Genomic DNA, 23,249 nt, shown 5'->3' on the forward strand with positions numbered 1-23,249 from the left:
CGAGCAGCCGCCAGGATGCCAAGGGCCAGCGGGTTCGCTACGAGTACGACAAGGCCATTCGCCTGACCGCGCTGGTCAACGAGAACAACGCCACGTACAGCTTTGCCTACGACGTGTCGGACCGGCTGAGCGAAGAAGTACGGGTGGATAACCTGACCCGGCGCTTCAGCTACAACGTCGGTGGCCATCTCACACGACTGGATGAGATTGGCTATGGCGAAAATGCCGAGCGGCCAGAGCGCCATACGCTGTTCGAGCGTGATGCCATTGGCCGCCTGATCGCCAAACTGAATAGCGACGCACAACAGCGATTCACCTATGACGACGGTGACCGCCTGCTGAGCATCGCGCGGCAACCGACCGGGATCGGCAAGCAGCTTGGGATCACGGAAGAAAAGCTTGAATACACCTACGACCTGCTCGGCCGTCTGACCCAAGAAATCACCCCTGACGGCACGCTCGGCTACGAGTACGACCCACTCAGCAACCTGACCACGCTGAACCTGCCGGATGGGCGCAAGGTCAATCACCTGTACTACGGCAGCGGCCACCTGCACCAGTTGAACCTGGACGGGCTGGTGATCAGCGACATGGAGCGCGATGACCTGCACCGCGAGGTGTACCGGACCCAGGGCAAGCTCACCAGTTGCTTCGGTTATGACGCCATGGGGCGCAAGGCCTGGCAGTTTGCGTCAACCTTGTCGGCTGACAAGCTCTCGCAGGTGCATAACACTGGCGTGAATACGTCGCTGCTGGTGGAGCATGCGTACAACCCGATTCACCGCCGTTACCAGTACGACCCGGCCGGTGAACTGGTGCGCACCCTCGACAAGCTGCGTGGCGAGATCAAATACGAATATGAAGCCAACGGCCAGTTGCGTAGCCGTGATACCGGCTCGCTGGTAGGCAGTGAAGAGTTCCGCTACGACCCGGCGGCGAACCGCCTGGACTTCAATGCGCGGCAGTTCGACAAGGTCAAGGACAACCGGATCAAACAGTGGCGGGACCAGGAGTACCGCTACGACCCGTGGGGCAACCTGATCGAGAAGCGCTCGGGGCATAGCAAGCTGCAGAGCTTTAGCTATGACTGCGAGAACCGGCTGGTGCGGGCGGAGACGTTGGTTAACGGCAGGCTAGAAAGCCAAGGTGAGTATCGTTACGACAGCTTGGGGAGGCGAATAGCCAAGCAGGCTGAAATCAATGGCGAGGTCGAGCAGAAGCGCTTCCTCTGGCAAGGGCTAAGGATGCTGCGGGAGGAAACGCCAGGGCAGAGCATCTTGTACCTGTACGAGCCGGGAAGCTATGCGCCGTTGGCGCGGGTTGATCAGGTTGAAGGGGAAGGGCAGAAGGTCTATTACTTCCATACGGATCAGATTGGTACGCCCTTGGAGTTGACGGACAGCGACGGGCAGATCGCTTGGCAGGCGACCTATCGCTCTTGGGGGGCGATAGAGCATCTACCTGTTAGTAAGGTTGAGCAGAACCTACGCTTCCAAGGCCAGTACTTTGATTATGAATCAGGCCTGCACTACAATACCTTTAGATATTATGATCCGGAAGCTGGGCGCTTTGCTACTCAAGACCCGATTGGATTAGCGGGTGGGCTAAATTTATATTTTTATACGCTCAATCCCATCAATTGGATTGATCCGTGGGGGTGGTCTGGTGTAGACGGTAGCGGCCGTCCGCTATCTAGTTCACAATATAGCGTATGGACCAGTGTAGAGATGCCGCAAGAAATTCATAGTTTGAACAGGGGCGCGCATTTCAAATATGCTAATGAAGAGCTATACAATCGTACGCTACAATACCCTGAGCTTAAGGCTGCTTTACCCGCTGAAGTAGTGGAGCATATTCAACCCGGACCCAGAGGAGGCTTCAGTGACAGAAGCCCACCAAACCACTCTTGGCACCATAATGCTCAGTCTCCTAAAGATATAGAGCTTATTCCGAGAGCGCAACACCAAGCGAAGGGACCGGTGCAAGCCAGTTTACACCCTAATCAAAAGGGTGGATTTAAGGCATTACAAAACACATCGTGCTGAGGTGGTTATGAGAGTTTATAGCATACGGGAAGTTCTAGAGAATCTGGATAAAATGCCGGACTCTTGGTTCTATTTACCAAATAGCAATTGGACCCTGGATACAAAGGGTGCGTTCTCATTAGATAGTCGTGACTTCCCCCCAGATTCGACTGATTATCTCCCGCCGCAGGTGGCTAATGAAGGATGGATCGAAACGCTAGATACTCCAATGATACAGGATGTAATTAATTATACGGACCAGCAGCTTCCCTCGGCCACTGTTGAGGATTACTTTGAGGCTTTTAAATACTATTTTGAAAATGACGCTTTTTTAGAATTCTAGATTGCAAGGTTTACTAAGGGTTGTTTCTAGGGCAAGAAGTGGCAAAGAGCTTATGTTGAGCGCAAGCCCGACGGCGAAGCGCAGCGCATCAGCCACCCGGACGGCACCACCGAAACCTTCACCTACAACGTCTACGGCCAGGTGCTCAGCCACACCGACGGCAAGGGCCAGACCACCCGCCTGATGCGCACGGCCCGCGGCCTGCCGAGCAGCCGCCAGGATGCCAAGGGCCAGCGGGTTCGCTACGAGTACGACAAGGCCATTCGCCTGACCGCGCTGGTCAACGAGAACAACGCCACGTACAGCTTTGCCTACGACGCTTCGGACCGGCTGAGCGACGAAGTGCGGGTGAATAACCTGACCCGGCGTTTCAGCTACAACGTCGGTGGCCATCTCACGCGACTGGATGAGATTGGCTATGGCGAAAATGCCGTGCGGCCGGAGCGCCATACGCTGTTCGAGCGTGATGCCATTGGCCGTTTGGTTGCCAAGATCAACCGTGATGCGAGCCAGACATTCGCCTACGACGACGGCGACCGGCTGCTGAGCATCGCGCGGCAACCGACCGGCATCGGCAAGCAGCTCGGGGTGACCGAGGAAAAACTGGAGTACACCTATGATCTGTTGGGCCGGCTGACCAAAGAGATCACCCCCGCTGGCACCTTGGGCTATGAGTACGACCCACTCAGCAACCTGACCACACTGACCCTGCCGGATGGGCGCAAGGTCAATCACCTGTACTACGTCAGCGGCCACCTGCACCAGTTGAACCTGGACGGGCTGGTGATCAGCGACATGGAGCGCGATGACCTGCACCGCGAGGTGTACCGCACGCAGGGCAAGCTCACCAGTTGCTTCGGTTATGACGCCATGGGGCGCAAGGCGTGGCAGTTTGCGTCAACCTTGTCGGCTGACAAGCTCTCGCAAGTACACAACACCGGTGTGAATACCTCGTTGCTGGTGGAGCACGCCTACAACCCGATCCACCGCCGTTACCAGTACGACCCGGCCGGTGAACTGGTGCGTACCCTCGACAAGCTGCGTGGCGAGATCAAGTACGAATATGAAGCCAACGGCCAGTTGCGTAGCCGTGATACCGGCTCGCTGATAGGCAGTGAAGAGTTCCGCTACGACCCGGCGGCTAACCGCCTGGACTTCAATGCGCGGCAGTTCGACAAGGTCAAGGACAACCGGATCAAACAGTGGCGGGACCAGGAGTACCGCTACGACCCGTGGGGCAACCTGATCGAGAAACGCTCTGGGCACAGTAAGCTGCAGAGCTTTAGTTATGACTGCGAGAACCGGCTTGTGCGGGCGGAGACGTTGGTTAACGGCAAGCTGGAAAGCCAAGGTGAGTATCGGTACGACAGCCTTGGGCGGCGGGTCGCCAAGCAGGCGGAAATCAACGGTGAGGTCGAACAGAAGCGCTTCCTCTGGCAGGGGCTGAGGATGCTGCGGGAGGAAACGCCTGGACAGAACATCCTGTACCTGTACGAGCCGGGAAGTTATGCGCCGTTGGCGCGGGTTGATCGGGTTGATCGGGTTGAAGGGGAAGGGCAGAAGGTCTATTACTTCCATACCGATCAGATTGGTACGCCGTTGGAGCTGACGGATAGCGAGGGTGAGATTGTTTGGCAGGCAACGTATCGCTCGTGGGGGGCGGTAGAGCAACTGCCCGTTAGCAAGGTTGAGCAGAATCTACGCTTCCAAGGGCAATACTTTGATCGCGAAACAGGGCTGCATTACAACGTTTTCAGATTCTATGATCCTAATATTGGCCGTTTTTTGACTCAGGATCCCATAGGCTTGGCAGGGGGCTTAAATATATATTTGTACGCTGCAAACCCGGCCCAAGAGATCGATCCGCTGGGGTGGTGCTCTACGAAACTGGGTAATAACATGGGGGCCAGAAAAGGTGATGGAATGGCTAATCATCATTTAATCCCCGAAGAAATAATGAAAAAGCCTCGTTACCAAAAAATGTTTAACAAGCTTCGATCAATGGGTTTTAATGATGATGGCGCATCCAACGGTATATTTTTGCCCGGTAGTAAAAAGCTAGCGCAAAACATTGATCTGCCTGGGCATTGGTCAAATCATGCTAAATACACTAAGGTCGTGGAGACGAAGATTTCTGCTTTGAATGACGCCTTTAGGGCCGGTAAACTTTCTGATACGCAATTGGTATTAGGTATAAGTAAAATTCAGAGTTTCGCGAGAGAAGGTCTGGAGAGTAATAATTTTGTAGTGGATACGATCACTGGGAGGCTTTTATGAGTGGTTCCAATTATTATGTTCTGCGCTATCATCCACAGGACACTGGGTGTCCAATCGTGCTGTCAGGTTTTTTTAATCATGATGAGTTTGAGTGGGATTCGTTTGAATTAAGTCCGCTGGAGCTACAAATAACTAAACAGTATGTTTTAAAATTGTCAGGGCTTGAGATGGAGTTGTCGGATCTGGAGTTCGATTACTACAGCATCGGTGATACTTACGTCTCCAAAAAATTTTTAGAGGTTTGCGATAAGGTTGGGGCGAAATATAAGGCTATTCCTTTGGAGATAACATATAAGGAACAGTCTAGGAAAGGGGATTTTTTCTTTTTTCTTCCTGGTGAAAGCTTAGCGGCTCTCAATAAGGTTGAGTCAGTGTTCGAAACATCCAAGGATCTGGAAACCGGCCTAGAAATTGAAAGTCATATTTATAGGGGGAGCTTGAATATTGATGCTATAAGTAGGTTTGTGGTTTCAACAGAACTGCAGTCGGATATTTTTAGATGCCAAGAAACATTGGAGTTGTTTTGTAGTGAAAAGTTCAAGTTAGCGGCAACTGGTTTGAAAGGTGTTTCGTTTGAAAAGGTCGATGATAATTATTCGTATGATGCATGGGCTGAATTGAACGATATTTAAAGGTGCTAAGGGGGTTTTGCAAGGGGTTAGATGTCTTCGATTGTTGCGCGTCACGCCAGACCTTGAATAGTATGCGGCAGCGTTGGTGCTGCCTAACAAGCGGCAGGGTCAGCGTTGCCTTGTTAGCGCAACGCGGGTAATCAAGTCTTCGCTGCCCATGCTTTAGGCCGCGTGTCTGGGGGGGTATGGTAAGATGGCTTGGGATAGATGACTTTCAATAACATCACGTATCTCGTGGTAGCTATCTAAGAATAATGTCGAGCAGATGGGCAAGTAACGCTTCACGAGTTATATAATATTGTTTGGCTGCCAAAATGTGAGGGGAGTCATCGGGTCTGAACGGTACATCAAGGCTATTACGCGCAATATACTTGGGCTGTGAAGAAACTGGATATTATTCATGATTGCGTAAAAGAGGGCTGAATCAAGGCGAACTACCAAAAGGCTACTCACGGAGTCATAGCTGATGAAAGACAGGGGTTGCGCGCAGGTGGGTCGATGCAGATAAAAATTCTGTTAGAGGGTCAACTTGTGGCTAAGAACTTTATACTTTCCATTTCAGATGATTACCCTGAGAGTTATTGGCTGAAGATAAAGATATTGTCAGGTGAAGATTCTGGGGTTTTTAAAGAGGGCGTTGCTGTAAGCAAGGATATAAAGGTCTGTTTCGAGGGATCAAAAAGGGTCAGTGCCTCCAGACTCCTGAGCTATGATTTTCTTTACAGTGACGGGCCCAATTTGATTTCGCCACGACTCTACGAATTAATGAGGGCAGAAAATATTTCTGGTGTTCAGTTTGTGGATGCGGATCTACTGATAGGTGAGGTTTCCTATGCTGGTTACAAAGTTTTAAATGTGATTGATAAGTCACCAGCTTTTAACTTGAGGGAGTCCATTAGTGAACCGTTGCTTAGCTATATGCCAGATGGCCCTGAATGGTTCAGCAAGATAGTTTTGGATGATGAGGCAATACTTTCTAGTGATGTCGTTAGGGCTGAAGAGGACAGCCCCGTAATTGTGGTAACTGCTCGCGTCAAGTCTATTTTTGAAAATAGTTCGGTTCGCGGAGTGCAGTTTAAGGATTAGATGTCTTGTATTCTAGTTTTTCGAGAATTACTTTCTGCATAAGTTTTTGCTGTAAGGGTTTGATGGCGTGATCTTTAACAGTTAATAGTTGGACTGGCTCTGCCAAAGTGTTGGCGGAGTCAGTTTGTTACGGCATTTATCGGCTAGCGCATCTATAACCCTTACAAACAGGTGTACTTGGTGTGCACTGAGGGCGACCACTTCCTGCACTTCACCCGCACGCCCGACGGTACGCTGACCGACATCAGCGCCAGCGGCGGCACCCGCGTGCACCTGCACTACGACAACCCGCTGGGTCGCCTGACCGACATCAAGCGGGTGGTGAACAACGAAGCGGTGGAAACGCTCACCCAGTACCGCTACGACGAACACGGCCAGCTGAGCGCGGTGATCAGCCGCCAGGATGCCAAGGGCCAGCGGGTTCGCTACGAGTACGACAAGGCCATTCGCCTGACCGCGCTGGTCAACGAAAACAACGCCACGTACAGCTTTGCCTACGACGTGTCGGACCGGCTGAGCGAAGAAGTGCGGGTGGATAACCTGACCCGGCGTTTCAGCTACAACGTCGGTGGCCATCTCGCGCGACTGGATGAGATTGGTTATGGCGAGAATGCCGAACGGCCAGAGCGTCATACGCTGTTCGAGCGTGATGCCATTGGCCGTTTGATTACCAAGCTTAATAGCGATGCGCAGCAGCAGTTCAGCTATGACGACGGTGACCGGTTGCTGAGCATCGCGCGGCAACCGACCGGCATCGGCAAGCAGCTCGGGGTGACCGAGGAAAAACTGGAGTACACCTATGATCTTTTGGGCCGGCTGACCAAAGAGATCACACCCGCTGGCACCTTGGGCTATGAGTACGACCCACTCAGCAACCTGACCACGCTGACCCTGCCGGATGGGCGCAAGGTCAATCACCTGTACTACGGCAGCGGCCACCTGCACCAGTTGAACCTGGACGGGCTGGTGATCAGCGACATGGAGCATGACGACCTGCACCGCGAGGTGTACCGCACGCAGGGCAAGCTCACCAGCTGCTTCGGTTATGACGCCATGGGGCGTAAGGCCTGGCAGTATGCGTCAACCTTGTCGGCTGACAAGCTCTCGCAGGTGCATAACACTGGCGTGAATACGTCGCTGCTGGTGGAGCATGCGTACAACCCGATTCACCGCCGTTACCAGTACGACCCGGCCGGTGAACTGGTGCGCACCCTCGACAAGCTGCGTGGCGAGATCAAGTACGAATATGAAGCCAACGGCCAGTTGCGTAGCCGTGATACCGGCTCGCTGGTAGGCAGTGAAGAGTTCCGCTACGACCCGGCAGCCAACCGGTTGGACTTCAATGCGCGGCAGTTCGACAAGGTCAAGGACAACCGGATCAAACAGTGGCGGGACCAGGAGTACCGCTACGATCCGTGGGGCAACCTGATCGAGAAGCGCTCTGGGCACAGCAAGCTGCACAGCTTTAGCTATGACTGCGAGAACCGGCTGGTGCGCGCGGAGACGGTGGTCGATGGCAAGTTGGAGAGTACCGGGCACTACCGTTATGACAGCTTGGGGCGACGGGTGGCCAAGCGGGCTGAGATCGACGGTGAGGTCGAGCAGAAGCGCTTCCTGTGGCAAGGCTTGCGAATGCTGCGCGAGGAGACGCCAAAGCAGAACACCTTGTACCTGTATGAGCCGCGTAGCTATGCGCCATTGGCGCGGGTTGATCAGGTTGAAGGAGAGGGGCAGAAGGTTTACTACTTCCATACGGATCAGATTGGTACGCCGTTGGAGTTGACAGACAGTGACGGCAAGATCGTTTGGCAGGTGGCGTATCGTTCGTGGGGTGAGGTAGCGCTGCTGATAGTTAACCAAATTGAGCAGAACCTGCGGTTCCAAGGCCAATACTATGATTTTGAAACGGGGCTTTACTATAATACTTTCAGATATTATGAGTCCAGCGTAGGGAGATATACTACTCATGATCCGATAGGTCTCTTGGGTGGATTAACTGGCTGGCTGGACCCTCTTGGTTGGGCAGGTAATCCTGCTAATGCAACTCATATAACTTATGAAGGTATCAAAAATGGTAGGCCATATATTGGCTATGCCAGCAAACCAGGACTGGGGCATTCGGCGGAAGATGTGTTACGGTATAGATATCCAAATACATCAGGCTTCGATCAAGCCCCTAAACCAATATTTGTTGGTGACGGCCAATCTGGCAAAAATATTGCTAGGGGGCTGGAGCAGCGGGTTTTTGAAGATCGCGGTGGGCTTGCGAAAACTTCGAACTTACAAAATCCAGTCGGAGCCAAAAATCCGAATGCGGCCACGTACCTCGCAGCCGCAGATGAATATAGAGCAAAAACCAACGCGGCTAAAGTTATGAAAACAGGAGCTTCTGGATGTTGAAAAGTGTAAAGTGGGTTGAGGATTCGGTTTTGGTCGTAAAGTTAGATGATGCTCTCTTTACTCTAGCCCAAATGAGAACTAATGGCTTGATGGAATTTTTTGATGTTTTTAGCGTTCATGATGATTGGCGAGGTTGTGATCTGAATAATGCTAATTTGCTATTTTGTATTTTTGTTGCAGAAAAGCGACTAAAGTCTTTGTTTGTGAGAGTTCTTGAAATCGGCGAGGTGGTTGTGAATCATCGCTCCATTAATAAGCAAATGCTTTCTTTTGAATGGGTTGCCGAGGATACCTATACTGCCAATCTTATCGAGTTAACTGACCGATACTCAAGCTTCGGGGCGCGCGTGATTAAATCGAATCTCTCTATCAGCGCTGATTTGGACATTATCAATTCGCATGAGTTTTGTGGTGTCTTTGGTGATCCGGATAAGCTGAAAAATAGACTTAAATTCTTTCATGATACAGGTGTTAACTGGGATGAGCAAAAAAGAGTGATATATCCAGGTTTGGAGCGGCCTAAAAATTTTCCCGGAAATTAGCATGCTCTTTATGAGAGGACTGGAACTCGAATATGGGACTTTCAAAGGTGGATGTTTTTGTTGGGCAATTGCAGTTTTTGGAAGGTGATGCGAATTGCTTGACTGATTTGCTGCCTATATTGAATCAGTTGGCGGCCGATTTGGTTGAAGTCCCTTGTTCTCAATATGGTATGGCAATGCTTCCGCTGTTTAGGAGGTGTATGCTTGATATCAATGCGTTGGCACTGCCAATTGAAACAGCCGAAAGAGACTCCTTGTTGGACGTTCTGTATAGGCTTGGAGAGCTTGTAGGGATACCAAGAGAAAGCTTTTACCTCGAGGCATGGCGAGGAGATTGGTAGAGTTGAGTGTTTTTGTATATTGCTGTGTTTTTTGGCTCTTTAAAATATAATGAAACGTTGATCGACATCAGCGCCACCGGCGGCATCCGCGTGCACCTGCACTACGACAACCCGCTGGGTCGCCTGACCGACATCAAGCGCGTGGTCAACAATGAGGCGGTCGAAACGCTCACCCAGTACCGCTACGACGAACACGGCCAGCTGAGCGCGGTGATCAACCGCAACGGCGACACCGTGCGCAGCTTCAGCTACGCCGACGGCCTGATGGTGACCCACAGCAACGCCCTGGGCCTGGGCTGCCACTACCGTTGGCAAACCCTGGGCGACAAGCCGCGCGTGGTCGAGCACTGGACCAGCGACGGCGAGCATTACCACTTCCGCTACGACCTCGACAGCCGCACCAGCTGGGCCACCGATGTGCTCGGCCGTGAGCTGCAAGTGCAGTACAACGCCGACCACCGCGTGGTCGCCAGCCGCGACTACGGTGGCGAACGTTACGCCATCGAGCTGGACGAGCACGGCAACATGGTCGGCCTGGGCCTGCCAGACGGCAACCGGCTCGCCTTCAAGTACGATGAATACGCCCGCCTGCTGGAAGAAACCGATCCACTGGGGCGCAAGATCCAGTACGAGTACCACCACCTGACCACGCTGGTGACCAAAGTCAGCTACCCGGATGGCAGCACCTGGCAGGGGCGCTACGACGACAAGGGCAACCTGCTCGCCGAAATCGATGCCCTCGGCCAGATGACCGAGTACCTGAACAGCGATGACGGCCTGCCGCACACCATCATTGATGCGACCTACAAGTCCAAGTACCTGTGGTGGAACACCCTGGCCCAGGTCGAGCGTTTTCAGGACTGCTCGGGCAAGAGCACGTACTACCGCTATGACGAGCGCCAGCACCTGGTCGCGGTAACGGACGCGCTGAACCAGACCACCACGCTGGAACGCAAGCCCAACGGCGAAGTGCAGCGCATCAGCCACCCGGACGGCACCACCGAAACCTTTACCTACAACGTCTACGGCCAGGTACTCAGCCACACCGACGGCAAGGGCCAGACCACCCGCCTGATGCGCACCGCCCGCGGCCTGCCGAGCAGCCGCCAGGATGCCAAGGGCCAGCGGGTTCGCTACGAGTACGACAAGGCCATTCGCCTGACCGCGCTGGTCAACGAGAACAACGCCACGTACAGCTTTGCCTACGACGTGTCGGACCGGCTTAGCGAAGAAGTACGGGTGGATAACCTGACCCGGCGCTTCAGCTACAACGTCGGTGGCCATCTCACACGAGTGGATGAGATTGGCTATGGCGAAAATGCCGAGCGGCCCGAGCGCCATACGCTGTTCGAGCGTGATGCCATTGGCCGTTTGATTACCAAGCTTAATAGCGATGCGCAGCAGCAGTTCAGCTATGACGACGGTGACCGGTTGCTGAGCATCGAGCGCTACCCGACCGGCATCGGCAAGCAGCTCGGGATGACCGAGGAAAAGCTGGAGTACACCTATGATCTGTTGGGCCGGCTGACGAAAGAGATCACCCCCGCTGGCACCTTGGGCTATGAGTACGACCCACTCAGCAACCTGACCACGCTGACCCTGCCGGATGGGCGCAAGGTCAATCACCTGTACTACGGCAGCGGCCACCTGCACCAGTTGAACCTGGACGGGCTGCTGATCAGTGACATGGAGCGCGATGACCTGCACCGCGAGGTGTACCGCACCCAAGGCAAGCTCACCAGCTGCTTCGGTTATGACGCCATGGGGCGCAAGGCCTGGCAGTTTGCGTCAACCTTGTCGGCTGACAAGCTCTCGCAGGTGCATAACACTGGCGTGAATACGTCGCTGCTGGTGGAGCATGCGTACAACCCGATTCACCGCCGTTACCAGTACGACCCAGCCGGTGAACTGGTGCGCACCCTCGACAAGCTGCGTGGCGAGATCAAGTACGAATATGAAGCCAACGGCCAGTTGCGTAGCCGTGATACCGGCTCGCTGGTAGGCAGTGAGGAGTTCCGCTACGACCCGGCAGCCAACCGGTTGGACTTCAATGCGCGGCAGTTCGACAAGGTCAAGGACAACCGGATCAAACAGTGGCGGCACGCTGGCAACGCCACACAAGGGTGCCGGCATACATGGGAATGCCTACAAGCAACATGTGTATGATTCATTGGTTGGTAGAACAACGAAGAAAGAGTTTCTGAGTGGGCTTGCTGAGCTGAAGGAACAATTAAATAGTGGTAAAACTTTCGCTGTTAGGAGGTAACTGTGATTCCCGATAAATTTAAGAATTTGCTTGAGCTTCTAAAATCTAAGCTTGAGTCTGATTTTTCTGAAGCCGTAGGTATGCAGTGCGTCGCAAGTGAAGAAATAAAATGGTCCAAAGGTCCAGGTTTTTCTATATTGCCTTATGGGCTGGAACTGTCTGGGGTGACTCCGTCTCCCATTTTGAGTTCGGAGCCAAAGAATAAAAAAAATTGCTTTAAGTTTTATTGCTCGAAGCAGGGTGGATTTCACAGGTCGGATATATATGGTGTGAGCTCTACAGTAATAGAGACTGAAATATATCAGTTGGAGGGGCAGTCGACTTATTCAGTGCGTTATGACGATGACGGAGAAGCGATTAGGGCGTCTGGGGTTGTATTTGAGGGAGGAGTTCCAAATATATCATGTCGTTTGGATGAAGATGGTGAATACTGGTGTTATGAGTATAGGTGTGAGGCAGGGCGGACAGTGTCAATGATTACATATGCCAGTAATAGTGTTCCTGGTACAGAGATATGCGTAGAGCGAGAAGGTGAAAATGTCATAGGGCTATATTTTTGCAATAAAGGATCAAAAATTTACGTTTATAGAGTCTAGCTGTTGGGTTTCCGTGTGATTGTTTGCGGCGTCTCAAATGTAGGATACTATTTTGGCACCATAATGCTCAGCCCCCTAAAGGACCGGCTTAGCGAAGAAGTACGGGTGGATAACCTGACCCGGCGTTTCAGCTACAACGTCGGTGGCCATCTCACGCGACTGGATGAGATTGGCTATGGCGAGAATGCAGAACGGCCAGAGCGCCATACGCTGTTCGAGCGTGATGCCATTGGCCGCCTGATCGCCAAGATCAACCGTGATGCGAGCCAGACATTCGCGTACGACGACGGCGACCGGCTGCTGAGCATCGCGCGGCAACCGACCGGGATCGGCAACCAGCTTGGGATCACGGAAGAAAAGCTTGAGTACGCCTACGATCTGCTCGGTCGGCTGACGAAAGAAATCAGCCCTGGCGGCACGCTCGGATACGAGTACGACCCACTCAGCAACCTGGCCACGCTGACCCTGCCGGATGGGCGCAAGTCGGCTCTGCCGCGCCATGGGGAGAGCCCATATTTTTTTATACTGCATATTGTGGGTCGCATCTAAAACGCGCACGAGCAGTTGTACCTGGTCTGCCCCGAGAGTGGCCATTGAATCCTGCTAACCCTCGATACGTTGGCCTGGATTGATCTATTAGGCTTGTGCAAAAGCGCGGAACTTGATGGAAATCGTCATCCAACAGCCGAATACATAGGGAAGTCTCGATCGTCCGTGGGTAATGTTTCCGGCCATCAAGTCTGAGAGTTATTTATGGCATGTTGATGGGGTTAGTGTGAATGGCCGATCACCACTAACAGGAAATTGAAGCCATGCAAACCTACCAACAACCCCCAGTACAAACAGGCAATGATGCCCTGCTGCGGGCATACACACCCTATGGTTACCACGCGGTTCGGGGCAGGCCTTTGTTGGCCTTTGCCGGCGAGGCTGTTGCGCAAGCGCCGCACTGTTATCTGCTGGGTAATGGCAAACGTGGCTACCACATCGTGCAAATGCGCTTTCTCAGCCCCGATGCATTCAGCCCGTTTGGTCGGGGAGGCCTCAATGCATACGCCTATTGCACGGGTGACCCCATCAACCATGTTGACCGCGATGGCCATTCGCCCACACGTGCAGTAGGGCAGGCCACCGGACTCGTATGGGGAACGGTGGGGATGCTCTCGTCGCTGAACAAGGCATCCAAAGCAATAGTCAAACGTTCGATTGCCAAGGATGAAGGGCGGCCAATACCGAAGGAGTTTGATGACGCGAGCCGAACCAACAATGCGATGATATTTATTGGTGGGTTGGCCGGTACCGTGATCAAGGCACCCGGGGCAGCGCTCGCTCTTTCAGCGCCCTTTGAGTCAATAGGGGCTGAACTGGTGGCTGGGGCCGGGATAGGGGCTGCGTCTCTTGCGGGGGTGGGCAAAATCAGGCAACTGTTGACCGATATGAGGTCGACCTATCATCAAGCCAGGTTGAATAGACTCCCCTTCGGTAGGTTGGCAATTGAGTCCATCAAGGAAGCTACTGGGTGGAATCGAATACGCGTCCAGGAGTCGGCCATCCTCGAGCCGTTGCCAGAAAAAGTATTATTGGTTCGCCTGCCTGCCGGCAGGGGATGAACAGTCTGGCAAACGGTGCCAGGTCGCCTCGATGCTTTCGGTTCCATGGTGTGAAACCAGATTCGATTGTGCTTCATCTCTCCTCGCGCTTATCTGTCAGCCAAGCACGACCTGCCTTACCCGTCGTGACCTCAAGGCGAACAACAAGAACGGGAAACCACCCGCGCGAGGAGACTCTACATGTCCCGACATCAGCACATCCTGGCCTGGCTGAACGATGTGGCCAGCGACCTGCACGCGATCCGTCACGATATCCACGCCCACCCGGAACTGGGTTTTGAAGAGAGCCGCACCTCGGCGCTGGTCGCCCGGCTGCTTGAGGCGTGGGGCTATGAAGTGCACACCGGCATCGGCAAGACCGGTGTGGTCGGTGTGCTGCGCAATGGCAGCAGCACACGCCGGCTGGGCTTGCGCGCCGACATGGACGCGCTGCCTATCCACGAAGCAACGGGCGCGGCCTACAGCAGCCAGCACCAGGGCTGCATGCACGCCTGCGGCCATGACGGGCACACCACCATGCTGCTTGGCGCCGCGCGCTACCTGGCGGCAACCCGGCAGTTCGACGGTACGCTGACGCTGATCTTCCAGCCGGCCGAGGAGGGCCAGGGCGGTGCCGAGGCGATGCTGGCCGATGGCCTGCTGGAACGCTTCCCCTGCGATGCGCTGTTCGGCATGCACAACATGCCTGGGCTGCCGGCCGGGCATCTTGGTTTTCGCGAGGGGCCGATCATGGCCTCGCAAGACCTGCTCATGGTGACCCTCGACGGAGTGGGCGGCCATGGCTCGATGCCGCACCTGACCGTAGACCCGCTGGTGGCAGCGGCCAGTGTGGTGATGGCGCTGCAAACCGTGGTGGCGCGTAACATCGATGCGCAGGAGGCTGCGGTGGTCACCGTCGGCGCGTTGCAGGCCGGCGAAGCGGCCAACGTGATTCCGCAACAGGCGCTGTTACGCCTTAGCCTGCGTGCGCTGAACGCCGAGGTGCGGGCGCAGACCCTGGAGCGGGTACGCGCGATCATCGTCAGCCAGGCCGAAAGCTTTGGTTGCCGTGCCAGCATCGAGCACCGCCCGGCCTACCCGGTACTGGTCAACCATGCCGCAGAAAACGCCTTCGCCACGCAGGTGGGGGTGGAGTTGCTCGGTGCCGAGGCGGTGGATGCCAACACCCGCAAACTGATGGGCAGCGAGGACTTTGCCTGGATGCTGCAACGCTGCCCGGGCGCCTACCTGTTCATCGGCAATGGTGTATCGCGGCCGATGGTGCATAACCCGGCCTACGACTTCAACGACGACATCCTGCTGACCGGTGCCGCCTACTGGGGCGCGCTGGCAGAACGCTGGCTCACGCCCGCCTGACCTTTCCTTTTTGACGACTGCCGCTGGAACCCGGGCGCGACCGCGCCTGGGCGATCACCCAATCATTGTGTGGAGTGTTCCCTATGCAGACTTCGAGCACCGGCGTGTCGCGTACCCGGCAAGTGGTCGCCGCCGTTATCGGCAACGCCCTGGAGTGGTACGACTTTATTGTTTACGGCTTTCTGGCCAGCATCATCGCCCGGCAGTTTTTTCCGTCGGATGACGAATACGCCTCGCTGCTGATGGCCCTGGCCACTTTTGGGGTGGGCTTTTTCATGCGCCCGGTGGGTGGCGTGTTGCTGGGCATGTATTCCGATCGCAAGGGCCGCAAGGCGGCGATGCAGATGATCATCCGCCTGATGACCGTATCGATCGCCATGATCGCCTTTGCACCCGACTACCTGGCCATCGGCATGGCCGCGCCGCTGCTGATCGTGGTGGCGCGCATGCTGCAAGGGTTTGCCACCGGTGGCGAGTACGCCAGCGCCACGGCGTTTCTGGTGGAGAGCGCGCCTGCACACCGCAAGGGCCTGTATGGCTCGTGGCAATTGGTAGGGCAGTGCCTGGCGGTGTTTTCCGGGGCGGCGATGGTGGCCCTGGTGACGCACTTGTGTTCGCCTGAGGCGCTGGACAGCTGGGGCTGGCGCATCCCGTTCGTGCTGGGCCTGCTGATCGGCCCGGTCGGGTTGTGGATACGCAAGCACATGGAAGAGCCCGAGGAGTTCGTCGAGGCGCGCCGCCAGGCCAAGGGCCAGTCGCCTAGCCTGTGGCAAGTTCTGCGTGAGCATCGGCGCAGCCTGCTGGTGTCGATGGGGCTGGCCTGTGGCGCCACGGTTTCGTTCTACGTGGTACTGGTGAACATGCCGACCTTCGCCCACAAGAGCCTCGGGCTGCCGCTGGACCAGGTGCTACTGGTGCAGATGCTGGCCGTGGGGCTGATGACCGTGGTCATTCCTCTGGCCGGGGCGTTGTCTGACCGGGTGGGGCGGCGCCCGGTGCTGATGGCTTTCACCCTGGCCTTTTTCGTGATGGTCTACCCACTGTATGTGTGGGTGGCCGCTGCGCCTTCGCTGGAGCGCCTACTGGTGATGCAACTACTGCTGTGCACGGCCATCGGCGGCTTCTTTGGCCCGGCCCCGACCGCCCTGGCCGAGCAGTTCCCGGTCGAGGTGCGCTCCACGGGTGTCTCGGTGGCCTATAACGTAGCGGTGATGGTGTTTGGCGGCTTTGCCCCGTTGATCGTCACCTGGCTTACCAAGGTGCTCGCTACCCCGGTGGCACCGTCGTTCTACGTGCTGTTCGCCTGCCTGCTGACGCTGCTGGGTACCTATTGCCTGAAAGAAGCACCCCGGGCGGGCAAGCCTGTCACTTTCAACCTTGGAGTAAAACCGTGAAGCCGTTAGCCATCGACCCCATCGTTGCCCTCGATGCTCAAGCTTTGTCCCAGGCCATCCATGCCCGGCAGGTATCGTGCCGGGAGGTGATGCAGGCTTATCTCGCGCACATCGAGCGCTGCAACCCGCAGGTCAACGCACTGGTGTCGCTGCGCCCGGCCGAGGCGGTGTTGGCCGAGGCCGATGAGCGTGACCGTGAGCTGAAGCGGGGCCATTCCCGCGGCTGGATGCACGGCATGCCACAGGCGATCAAGGACCTGGCTGCCACTGCCGGGTTGCGCACCACCCTGGGCTCGCCGTTGTTCGCCGAACAGGTACCCGAGCATGACGCCATCAGCGTGGCGCGGGTGCGGGCGAGCGGGGCGCTGATCGTTGGTAAAAGCAACGTGCCGGAGTTCGGCCTCGGTTCGCAAACCTATAACACCCTGTTCGGTACCACCACCAATGCCTACAACCCGCAGCGGGTGGCCGGCGGCAGCAGTGGCGGGGCGGCAGCGGCGCTGGCCATGCGCCTGCTGCCGGTGGCTGACGGCAGCGACATGATGGGCTCGCTGCGCAACCCGGCGGCGTTCAACAATGTGTTCGGCCTGCGCCCGTCGCAGGGCCGTGTGCCACATGGTCCTGCGCCCGAACTGTTCGTGCAGCAGCTGGCTACCGAAGGGCCGATGGGGCGCAGCGTGGTGGATGTGGCGCGGCTGTTGTCGACCCAGGCAGGCGTTGATGCACGAGTGCCGCTGTCGCTGAGCGAGGGCCGACGCGATTTCGCCGCAGGGCTGCACCGCGATTTTCGGGGTGTGCGGGTTGGCTGGCTGGGTGACTACAACGGCTACCTGCCGATGGATGACGGGGTGTTGGGCCTGTGTGAAGCAGCGTTGGCCGATTTCGCCGAACTGGGCTGCCGGGTCGAGGCTTGCCAACCGGCATTCGACCCGGCGCGTTTGTGGCAATGCTGGCTCACCCACCGCCACTTCCTGGTGCACGGCAACCTTGGCGCGGCCTATGCCGACCCAGCCAGGCGCGCCTTGCTCAAGCCCGAAGCACAGTGGGAGGTAGAGGGCGCCTTGCAACTGAGCGCGGCCTCGCTGTACCAGGCCTCGCTGGACCGCAGTGACTGGTACCGCGCCTTGGCCAACCTGTTCGAACGTTACGACTATCTGCTGTTGCCGTCCGCCCAGGTGTTCCCTTTCGATGCAAAACTGGCATGGCCGACGGTGGTCGGGGGGCGGGCGATGGACACCTACCATCGCTGGATGGAGGTGGTGATCGGGCCGACCCTGGCCGGCTTGCCGAGCATCAGCGTACCGGTCGGCTTCAACAACGCCGGCTTGCCTATGGGCCTGCAAATCATAGGCCCGGCCCAGGCCGATCATGCGGTGTTGCAACTGGCATACGCCCATGAACAGCTGACCCGGTGGGTTGAGCGGCGCCCGCCACCGTGCCTGCAGGCCTGATGAAAGCACTGGGCAGGCGCGGTTCTTGCTGGCTATGCTGACCATCCAGCTACAGGGAGGTCATACCCATGGGCATTACGGCAGACAGTGGCGGCGTGCGTTCGGTGGAGCGTGCGCTGGCCATTGTCGACCTGCTGGGCGAGCACCAGGCACTTGGCCTGGAAGAACTGCATTACCTTACCGGCCTGCCCAAGGCCACGGCGTCGCGCATGCTGGCCACCTTGCAGGAGCAGGGCTGGGTCTACCGTGGCCTCAGCGACCGGCGTTATCGCCTATGCGCGCGGCGGTTGTTCGGTGACCGGCAGATGCGCTTCAAGCGGCGCCTGGTGGAAAGTGCTGCACCGATGCTGCTGGACCTGAGCGAGCGCACCGGGCTGGTGGTGGACCTGTCGTGTTTCGATGGCGAGCGGCTAGAGGTGATGGAAAGCGCCATCCCTCAGGTATTGCGCAGGCGGTACCCGCATACCTGCCAGATCGTGGGCCACCATGCCAGCCTGTTTCACTCGGCAATGGGGCGGGCCTGCCTGGGTGAACTGGCGGTGGATGAAGTGCAACGCCTGGCGGCCCATGAGCGGCTGCGCGATGACACGGTGCTGCGCAACATCGAAGAAGACGCGCACAAGGGCTTTGGCCAGCGGACCGAAGGGTACTGGGAGTACCCGGTGCGTTTGCCATTCCTGATCCGCGCCATTGCGCTGCCGGTGCATGCCGAAGGTCGCCTGGCCGGGAGCATTGCCTTGCACTGGCCGCTGGATCAGGCGCCGGTGGAACGAGTGATGAATTTGCACCTGAGCAGCCTGGCGACCACGGTAGACGATGTGCAGCGGGCCTTGGCGGTCTAGTGCTGACCTGTGCCGGCCTCTTCGCAGCACAAGGCTGCTCCTACATCAGCACGCGATACCTGTAGGAGCAGCCTTGTGCTGCGAAGAGGCCAGTGCAGGCCACAGCAAAAGCCGGCAGATGTTACTGGCCCTCGCGAAATCCGCTAGGGCTCACCCCCGCATGCTTGCGAAAGAACCGGCTGAAATACCCCACATCGGCAAACCCCAGCTCATGGGCGATTTCTTTCACACTCAGGCTCGAATGCCCCAGCATGCGCTTGGCCTCCAGCACCAACCGGGCATTGATCACGTTCATGGGCGTCATGCCCAGGTGCTCCTGACACAACCGCCCCAGCGTAGCCAGGGTCATGCCGAGCTCGGCGGCGTAGTCCGCCAGTGGCCAGTGCGCGCGGTAATGCATGTCCACCAATTCCCGCAATGCGGTCAGCTGCTGGCTGCGCCTTGACACTGGGCGCTGCCCACCGTAGGGCATGTGCGGTTCATGGCGCAGCACCTGGATCAGCAGCGTCAGCAACAGGGCCATGCTGCTGGCCACATGTTCACGGGCGCGGTTGTGGTACTCCTCGCGCAAGGCCATGCACAGCGGCAGCAACGGGTCTTCGTCGGCTGCCCACGACGGCAAGGCGATTACCTGGGGTTTGCGCACCTGCACCAGCAGGTTGGGTGCCAGCACCTGGGTAATGCTTTCCAGCGGGTGCTGGGCGGCGGTGATCACCAGGCCCTCGACCTGGCCGGCCCAATGGAAACCATGCACCACTTGCGCCGGTACATATACAACGCAGGGCGCCTGCACCTGGAGCCGGTCACTGTCGAACAGCACTTCACCGCCGCCACTTTGCAGGTACAGCAGCTGCAGCAAGCCTTCATGACGGTGCGCGGAAATTTCCCAGTTGTGTGCGCCAGACCGCTGGGAGATCTGCTCCACATGCAGGGCTTCATGCCACACCGGTTGCGCGGTTTCACCGTACAGGGCGTAGTTGGGGATCTTGTTCATGATGTTGTAATTGTTCTGTTCGGTACCTGGCTACTGTGCCACAGCTGCCTGCAGGCTTCAGGCGGCAGGGCGAAAATTGTCGGGAATGTGGGGCTGGTTGCAGGTTTTGTCCATTCTGCCGGTGTGCCTGCCGGCCCTAGGCTGTGACCCAGATGAAGCGACACTCTGGAGAGCAGCATGCACAACAACAAGATCCCCTCTCAATGGCTGGGCCTGGACTCGGCCGTCTGCGTGGTCACCGGTGCCGCCGGTGGTATTGGCGCGGCGCTGGCCGGCGCCCTGGTCGGGCAGCACGCCCATGTGGTCCTGCTGGACCGTGACCTGGACAAATGCCGTGAACTGGCTGCCACCTTGGGTGAACACAGCGTCGGTGAGGTCAGCGCCCTGGGCTGCGACATCGCCGACCCGGCCAGCGTGGAGCGGGCCGCCGCCCAGGTTCAGGCGCTGCATGGGCGCTGCGATGTACTGGTCAACAACGCCAGCGTGCTGCGCCCCGGTGCGCTGGACGGCCTGAGCCTGGAGCAGTGGAACCAGGTGCTGGCGGTCAACCTCACGGGCTACCTGTTGTGTGCCCAGGCCTTCGGCCGTTCGATGTTGGCCCGGGGCCAGGGCCGTATCGTGCACGTGGCCTCGATCGCCGCCCATTACCCGCAACCCAATAGCGGTGCCTACAGTGCGGCCAAGGCCGGGGTCAGCATGCTGTCGCGCCAGATTGCCGTGGAATGGGGGCCGCGCGGTGTGCGCAGCAATGCCGTCTGCCCGGGGTTGATCCGCACACCCTTGTCCGCAGCGTTTTATGCCGACCCGCAGATCGAACGCCAGCGCAGCGCCATGACCGCCAACCAGCGCATTGGTGAACCACAGGATATCGCCGAAGCCGTGCTGTTCCTGGCCAGCCAGCGCGCCGACTATATCAACGGCGCAGAGCTGACCGTGGATGGCGGGCTCGAAAGCATGCCCATGGCGCTGATCCCGCGCCCAGGCTTTGAGGGGGCACGCGCATGACCACACGTAGCTGCGATGTGCTGGTTGTCGGGGCGGGTGCTGGTGGCCTGGCGACCGCCATTACTGCAAAGAAGCATGGCCTTGACGTGATCGTCATCGAAAAGGACGACTGCTTTGGCGGTACCACGGCGTTTTCCGGCGGTGTGTTGTGGGTGCCCGGCAACAGGCACGGCGCCAACGACAGCCCTGAGGCGGCCATGACTTACCTGCGCAACGAAACCGGTGCCTGCTTTGAAGCGGCCGGGGTCGAGGCTTTCTTGCGTTACGGGCCGCAGATGGTGGACTTTTTCGAGCAGGAAACCGCCGTGAAGTTCGTGCCCACGCTGTACCCCGACTATCACCCTCAAGTCGAGGGTGGCGTCGATGTGGGCCGCTCGATACTGGCCGCACCTTACGACATCCGCGGCCTGGGGCCGGACATGGCCCGCCTGCGCCCGCCGCTGAAAACCATCACCTTCATCGGCATGATGTTCAACTCGTCGAATGCCGACCTCAAGCACTTCTTCAACGTTACCCGTTCGTTGACTTCGTTCGTGTATGTGGCCAGGCGCCTGCTCACCCACCTGAAGGAGCTTGCCCTGTATCGCCGCGGTACCCAGGTTACCAGCGGCAATGCCTTGGCGGCGCGGCTGGTGCGCTCGGCATTGGACCTGGGCATCCCGATCCTCACCGGCACCCCGGCGCGGCAGTTGCTGCGCGACGGTGGGCGGGTGGTGGGGGCACTGGCCGGGCTAGGCGACAGCGAACTGCGCATTCAGGCACGGCGCGGGGTGGTGCTGGCCTGTGGTGGGTTCTCCCATGACCTGCAACGGCTGCGCCAGGCCTACCCGCATGTGCGCCGTGGTGGTGAGCATTTTTCACCGGTGCCAGCGGGTAATACCGGCGATGGCGCTCGCATGGCCGAGGCGCTGGGAGCCAAGGTGGATATCCGCCTGCAAGCGCCAGCCGCCTGGATGCCCGTGTCGAAGGTGCCGGTGGGGGGCGGGCGTTACATCGCCTTTCCGCATCTGCTCGACCGCTACAAACCGGGTGTGATCGGGGTGCTGCGTTCGGGCCAGCGTTTCACCAACGAGTCCAACTCGTACCACGACGTGGGCGCAGCACTGATCGAAGCCTGTGCCGGCCAGGCAGAAACCGCCATGTGGCTGGTGTGCGACCGCCGCACCCTGGCCAAGTACGGCCTGGGTTTCGCCAAGCCTGCCCCGATGCCGACGGGGCCCCTGTTGCGTAACGGCTACCTGCTCAAGGGCAAGACCCTGGCTGAGCTGGCAGGCAAGGCCGGTATCGATGCGCAAGGGCTGGAGCGGACAGTGCGCGATTACAACCTTGGCGCAGTGCAGGGTGAAGACCGCCAGTACGGCCGCGGCAGCACCAGCTTCAACCGCTACCTGGCCGACCCGCAGCAACAGCCCAACCCCTGCGTGGCGCCAGTGGGCGAGGGGCCGTACTTTGCCGTGAAGGTCATCATGGGTGATCTGGGCACCTTCGACGGACTGCGCACCAGCGTGGTCGGTGAAGTGCTGGCAACCGACGGGCAGGCCATCGAAGGGCTGTATGCGGTGGGCAACGACCGCGCCAGCATCATGGGCGGCAACTACCCCGGTGCCGGCATTACCCTGGGGCCGATCATGACCTTTGGCTACATCACCGGGCGCCACCTGGCAGGTATCGAGCAGGGGCTGGCGGCGGCGGGCAATACGCGGGAGGTGGCGTGATGGACAAGGCAGTGGTCGATCACCGCGTCTATACCATCCGGCCGCGCTGCATGGCGGCCTTTCTCGAAGCCTTCGACCAGTTGGCGATGCCGATCCTGCTGCGCCACCTCGGCGCACCACTGGCGTTCTACACCAGTAGCATCGGGCCGCTGAACCAGGTGGTGCACCTGTGGGGTTATGACAGCCTGGATGACTTTGAAAAGCGCAGCGCGGCGCGGGATGCCGACCCGGATTTTGCTGCTTATCTGCATGCCACCCGTGACCTCGTGGTGTCGCAGGAAACACGGATCATAAGGCCTGTGTATCTGCGCAGCCTCGACAGGCAGTGATGTTGCCTGTGCTGGCCCAATCGCCGGCAAGCCGGCTCCCACAGGT

The 23,249-nt window shown here is 57.8% G+C and carries 16 protein-coding genes and 4 pseudogenes; 19 read left to right on the top strand and 1 reads right to left on the bottom strand.

Annotation, left to right across the window (positions count from 1 at the left end; genetic code table 11):
- The 16 genes and pseudogenes from JOY50_RS21330 to JOY50_RS21405 form a co-directional block, all read left to right on the top strand.
- The coding region (locus JOY50_RS21330) for an RHS repeat-associated core domain-containing protein (protein ID WP_243055771.1) at positions 1–2,045 on the top strand (2,045 nt) is incomplete at its 5' end.
- Between the two features lie 7 nt (positions 2,046–2,052).
- Positions 2,053–2,367, top strand: a complete 315-nt coding sequence (locus JOY50_RS21335) for a hypothetical protein (RefSeq protein WP_031322798.1) — start codon at positions 2,053–2,055, stop codon at positions 2,365–2,367.
- Positions 2,368–2,421: 54 nt separating this feature from the next.
- Positions 2,422–4,644, top strand: a pseudogene (locus JOY50_RS21340) (RHS repeat-associated core domain-containing protein); the annotation flags it as partial.
- Positions 4,641–5,276 carry an imm11 family protein gene (locus JOY50_RS21345; RefSeq protein ID WP_243055773.1) on the top strand — a complete coding sequence of 212 codons (636 nt, stop codon included), beginning with the start codon at positions 4,641–4,643 and terminating at the stop codon, positions 5,274–5,276. The pseudogene JOY50_RS21340 and the gene JOY50_RS21345, both read left to right, overlap by 4 nt.
- A 498-nt stretch (positions 5,277–5,774) precedes the next feature.
- Positions 5,775–6,362: a hypothetical protein gene (locus JOY50_RS21350; RefSeq protein ID WP_243055775.1), complete on the top strand. Its 588-nt coding sequence runs from the start codon at positions 5,775–5,777 to the stop codon at positions 6,360–6,362.
- A 393-nt stretch (positions 6,363–6,755) separates the two neighbouring features.
- Positions 6,756–8,393, top strand: a pseudogene (locus JOY50_RS21355) (RHS domain-containing protein); the annotation flags it as partial.
- A 362-nt stretch (positions 8,394–8,755) separates the two neighbouring features.
- Positions 8,756–9,304 (top strand): hypothetical protein, encoded by a 549-nt coding sequence (locus JOY50_RS21360; RefSeq protein WP_243055778.1) that lies wholly within the window; start codon positions 8,756–8,758, stop codon positions 9,302–9,304.
- A 32-nt stretch (positions 9,305–9,336) separates the two neighbouring features.
- On the top strand, positions 9,337–9,645 hold the full coding sequence (locus tag JOY50_RS21365; RefSeq protein WP_243055780.1) for a hypothetical protein: 309 nt from the start codon (positions 9,337–9,339) through the stop codon (positions 9,643–9,645).
- Between the two features lie 54 nt (positions 9,646–9,699).
- Positions 9,700–11,745: pseudogene (locus tag JOY50_RS21370) on the top strand (type IV secretion protein Rhs); the annotation flags it as partial.
- Positions 11,746–11,913: 168 nt separating this feature from the next.
- Positions 11,914–12,507: a hypothetical protein gene (locus JOY50_RS21375; RefSeq protein WP_138736336.1), complete on the top strand. Its 594-nt coding sequence runs from the start codon at positions 11,914–11,916 to the stop codon at positions 12,505–12,507.
- Positions 12,508–12,588: 81 nt separating this feature from the next.
- Positions 12,589–12,990, top strand: a pseudogene (locus tag JOY50_RS21380) (sugar-binding protein); the annotation flags it as partial.
- A 329-nt stretch (positions 12,991–13,319) separates the two neighbouring features.
- On the top strand, positions 13,320–14,117 hold the full coding sequence (locus JOY50_RS21385) for an RHS repeat-associated core domain-containing protein (protein ID WP_243055781.1): 798 nt from the start codon (positions 13,320–13,322) through the stop codon (positions 14,115–14,117).
- Positions 14,118–14,297: 180 nt separating this feature from the next.
- On the top strand, positions 14,298–15,473 hold the full coding sequence (locus JOY50_RS21390) for a M20 aminoacylase family protein (protein WP_243055783.1): 1,176 nt from the start codon (positions 14,298–14,300) through the stop codon (positions 15,471–15,473).
- 83 nt (positions 15,474–15,556) lie between these two features.
- Entirely contained in the window at positions 15,557–16,867 is a 1,311-nt protein-coding gene (locus JOY50_RS21395; protein ID WP_138736339.1) for a citrate-proton symporter, read from the top strand.
- Entirely contained in the window at positions 16,864–18,318 is a 1,455-nt protein-coding gene (locus JOY50_RS21400) for an amidase (RefSeq protein WP_243055785.1), read from the top strand. The genes JOY50_RS21395 and JOY50_RS21400 overlap by 4 nt, the downstream gene beginning before the upstream one ends.
- A gap of 68 nt (positions 18,319–18,386) precedes the next feature.
- Positions 18,387–19,160: an IclR family transcriptional regulator gene (locus JOY50_RS21405; protein ID WP_243055787.1), complete on the top strand. Its 774-nt coding sequence runs from the start codon at positions 18,387–18,389 to the stop codon at positions 19,158–19,160.
- 121 nt (positions 19,161–19,281) lie between these two features.
- On the opposite strand, the gene JOY50_RS21410 is transcribed toward JOY50_RS21405, so the two are convergent.
- Complete coding sequence (locus JOY50_RS21410; RefSeq protein ID WP_132840721.1) at positions 19,282–20,154, bottom strand: helix-turn-helix domain-containing protein; 873 nt, start codon at positions 20,152–20,154, stop codon at positions 19,282–19,284.
- A gap of 177 nt (positions 20,155–20,331) precedes the next feature.
- On the opposite strand from JOY50_RS21410, the gene JOY50_RS21415 reads away from it, so the two are divergent.
- Genes JOY50_RS21415 through JOY50_RS21425 form a run of 3 tightly spaced genes read left to right on the top strand, consistent with a single transcriptional unit; the run spans position 20,332 to position 23,203 of the window.
- Positions 20,332–21,159: an SDR family NAD(P)-dependent oxidoreductase gene (locus JOY50_RS21415; protein ID WP_132840725.1), complete on the top strand. Its 828-nt coding sequence runs from the start codon at positions 20,332–20,334 to the stop codon at positions 21,157–21,159.
- A complete protein-coding gene (locus tag JOY50_RS21420) occupies positions 21,156–22,874 on the top strand; it encodes an FAD-dependent oxidoreductase (RefSeq protein WP_243055789.1) in 1,719 nt (572 codons plus the stop codon). Before JOY50_RS21415 ends, JOY50_RS21420 begins: the two co-directional genes overlap by 4 nt.
- Positions 22,874–23,203, top strand: a complete 330-nt coding sequence (locus JOY50_RS21425; RefSeq protein WP_243055791.1) for an NIPSNAP family protein — start codon at positions 22,874–22,876, stop codon at positions 23,201–23,203. The genes JOY50_RS21420 and JOY50_RS21425 overlap by 1 nt, the downstream gene beginning before the upstream one ends.
- Positions 23,204–23,249: the final 46 nt, after the last annotated feature.

This window comes from Pseudomonas sp. BP01, assembly GCF_022760795.1.
GTDB lineage: Bacteria > Pseudomonadota > Gammaproteobacteria > Pseudomonadales > Pseudomonadaceae > Aquipseudomonas > Aquipseudomonas putida_Q.

Bases quoted from the DNA above. Each gene is read 5' to 3' on its own strand.
- JOY50_RS21420 (WP_243055789.1), top strand. From the start codon at position 21,156: ATGACCACACGTAGCTGCGATGTGCTGGTTGTCGGGGCGGGTGCTGGT.
- JOY50_RS21345 (WP_243055773.1), top strand. From the start codon at position 4,641: ATGAGTGGTTCCAATTATTATGTTCTGCGCTATCATCCACAGGACACT.
- JOY50_RS21410 (WP_132840721.1), bottom strand. From the start codon at position 20,154: ATGAACAAGATCCCCAACTACGCCCTGTACGGTGAAACCGCGCAACCG.
- JOY50_RS21390 (WP_243055783.1), top strand. From the start codon at position 14,298: ATGTCCCGACATCAGCACATCCTGGCCTGGCTGAACGATGTGGCCAGC.
- JOY50_RS21350 (WP_243055775.1), top strand. From the start codon at position 5,775: ATGCAGATAAAAATTCTGTTAGAGGGTCAACTTGTGGCTAAGAACTTT.
- JOY50_RS21395 (WP_138736339.1), top strand. From the start codon at position 15,557: ATGCAGACTTCGAGCACCGGCGTGTCGCGTACCCGGCAAGTGGTCGCC.
- JOY50_RS21415 (WP_132840725.1), top strand. From the start codon at position 20,332: ATGCACAACAACAAGATCCCCTCTCAATGGCTGGGCCTGGACTCGGCC.
- JOY50_RS21360 (WP_243055778.1), top strand. From the start codon at position 8,756: ATGTTGAAAAGTGTAAAGTGGGTTGAGGATTCGGTTTTGGTCGTAAAG.
- JOY50_RS21425 (WP_243055791.1), top strand. From the start codon at position 22,874: ATGGACAAGGCAGTGGTCGATCACCGCGTCTATACCATCCGGCCGCGC.
- JOY50_RS21385 (WP_243055781.1), top strand. From the start codon at position 13,320: ATGCAAACCTACCAACAACCCCCAGTACAAACAGGCAATGATGCCCTG.
- JOY50_RS21365 (WP_243055780.1), top strand. From the start codon at position 9,337: ATGGGACTTTCAAAGGTGGATGTTTTTGTTGGGCAATTGCAGTTTTTG.
- JOY50_RS21405 (WP_243055787.1), top strand. From the start codon at position 18,387: ATGGGCATTACGGCAGACAGTGGCGGCGTGCGTTCGGTGGAGCGTGCG.
- JOY50_RS21335 (WP_031322798.1), top strand. From the start codon at position 2,053: ATGAGAGTTTATAGCATACGGGAAGTTCTAGAGAATCTGGATAAAATG.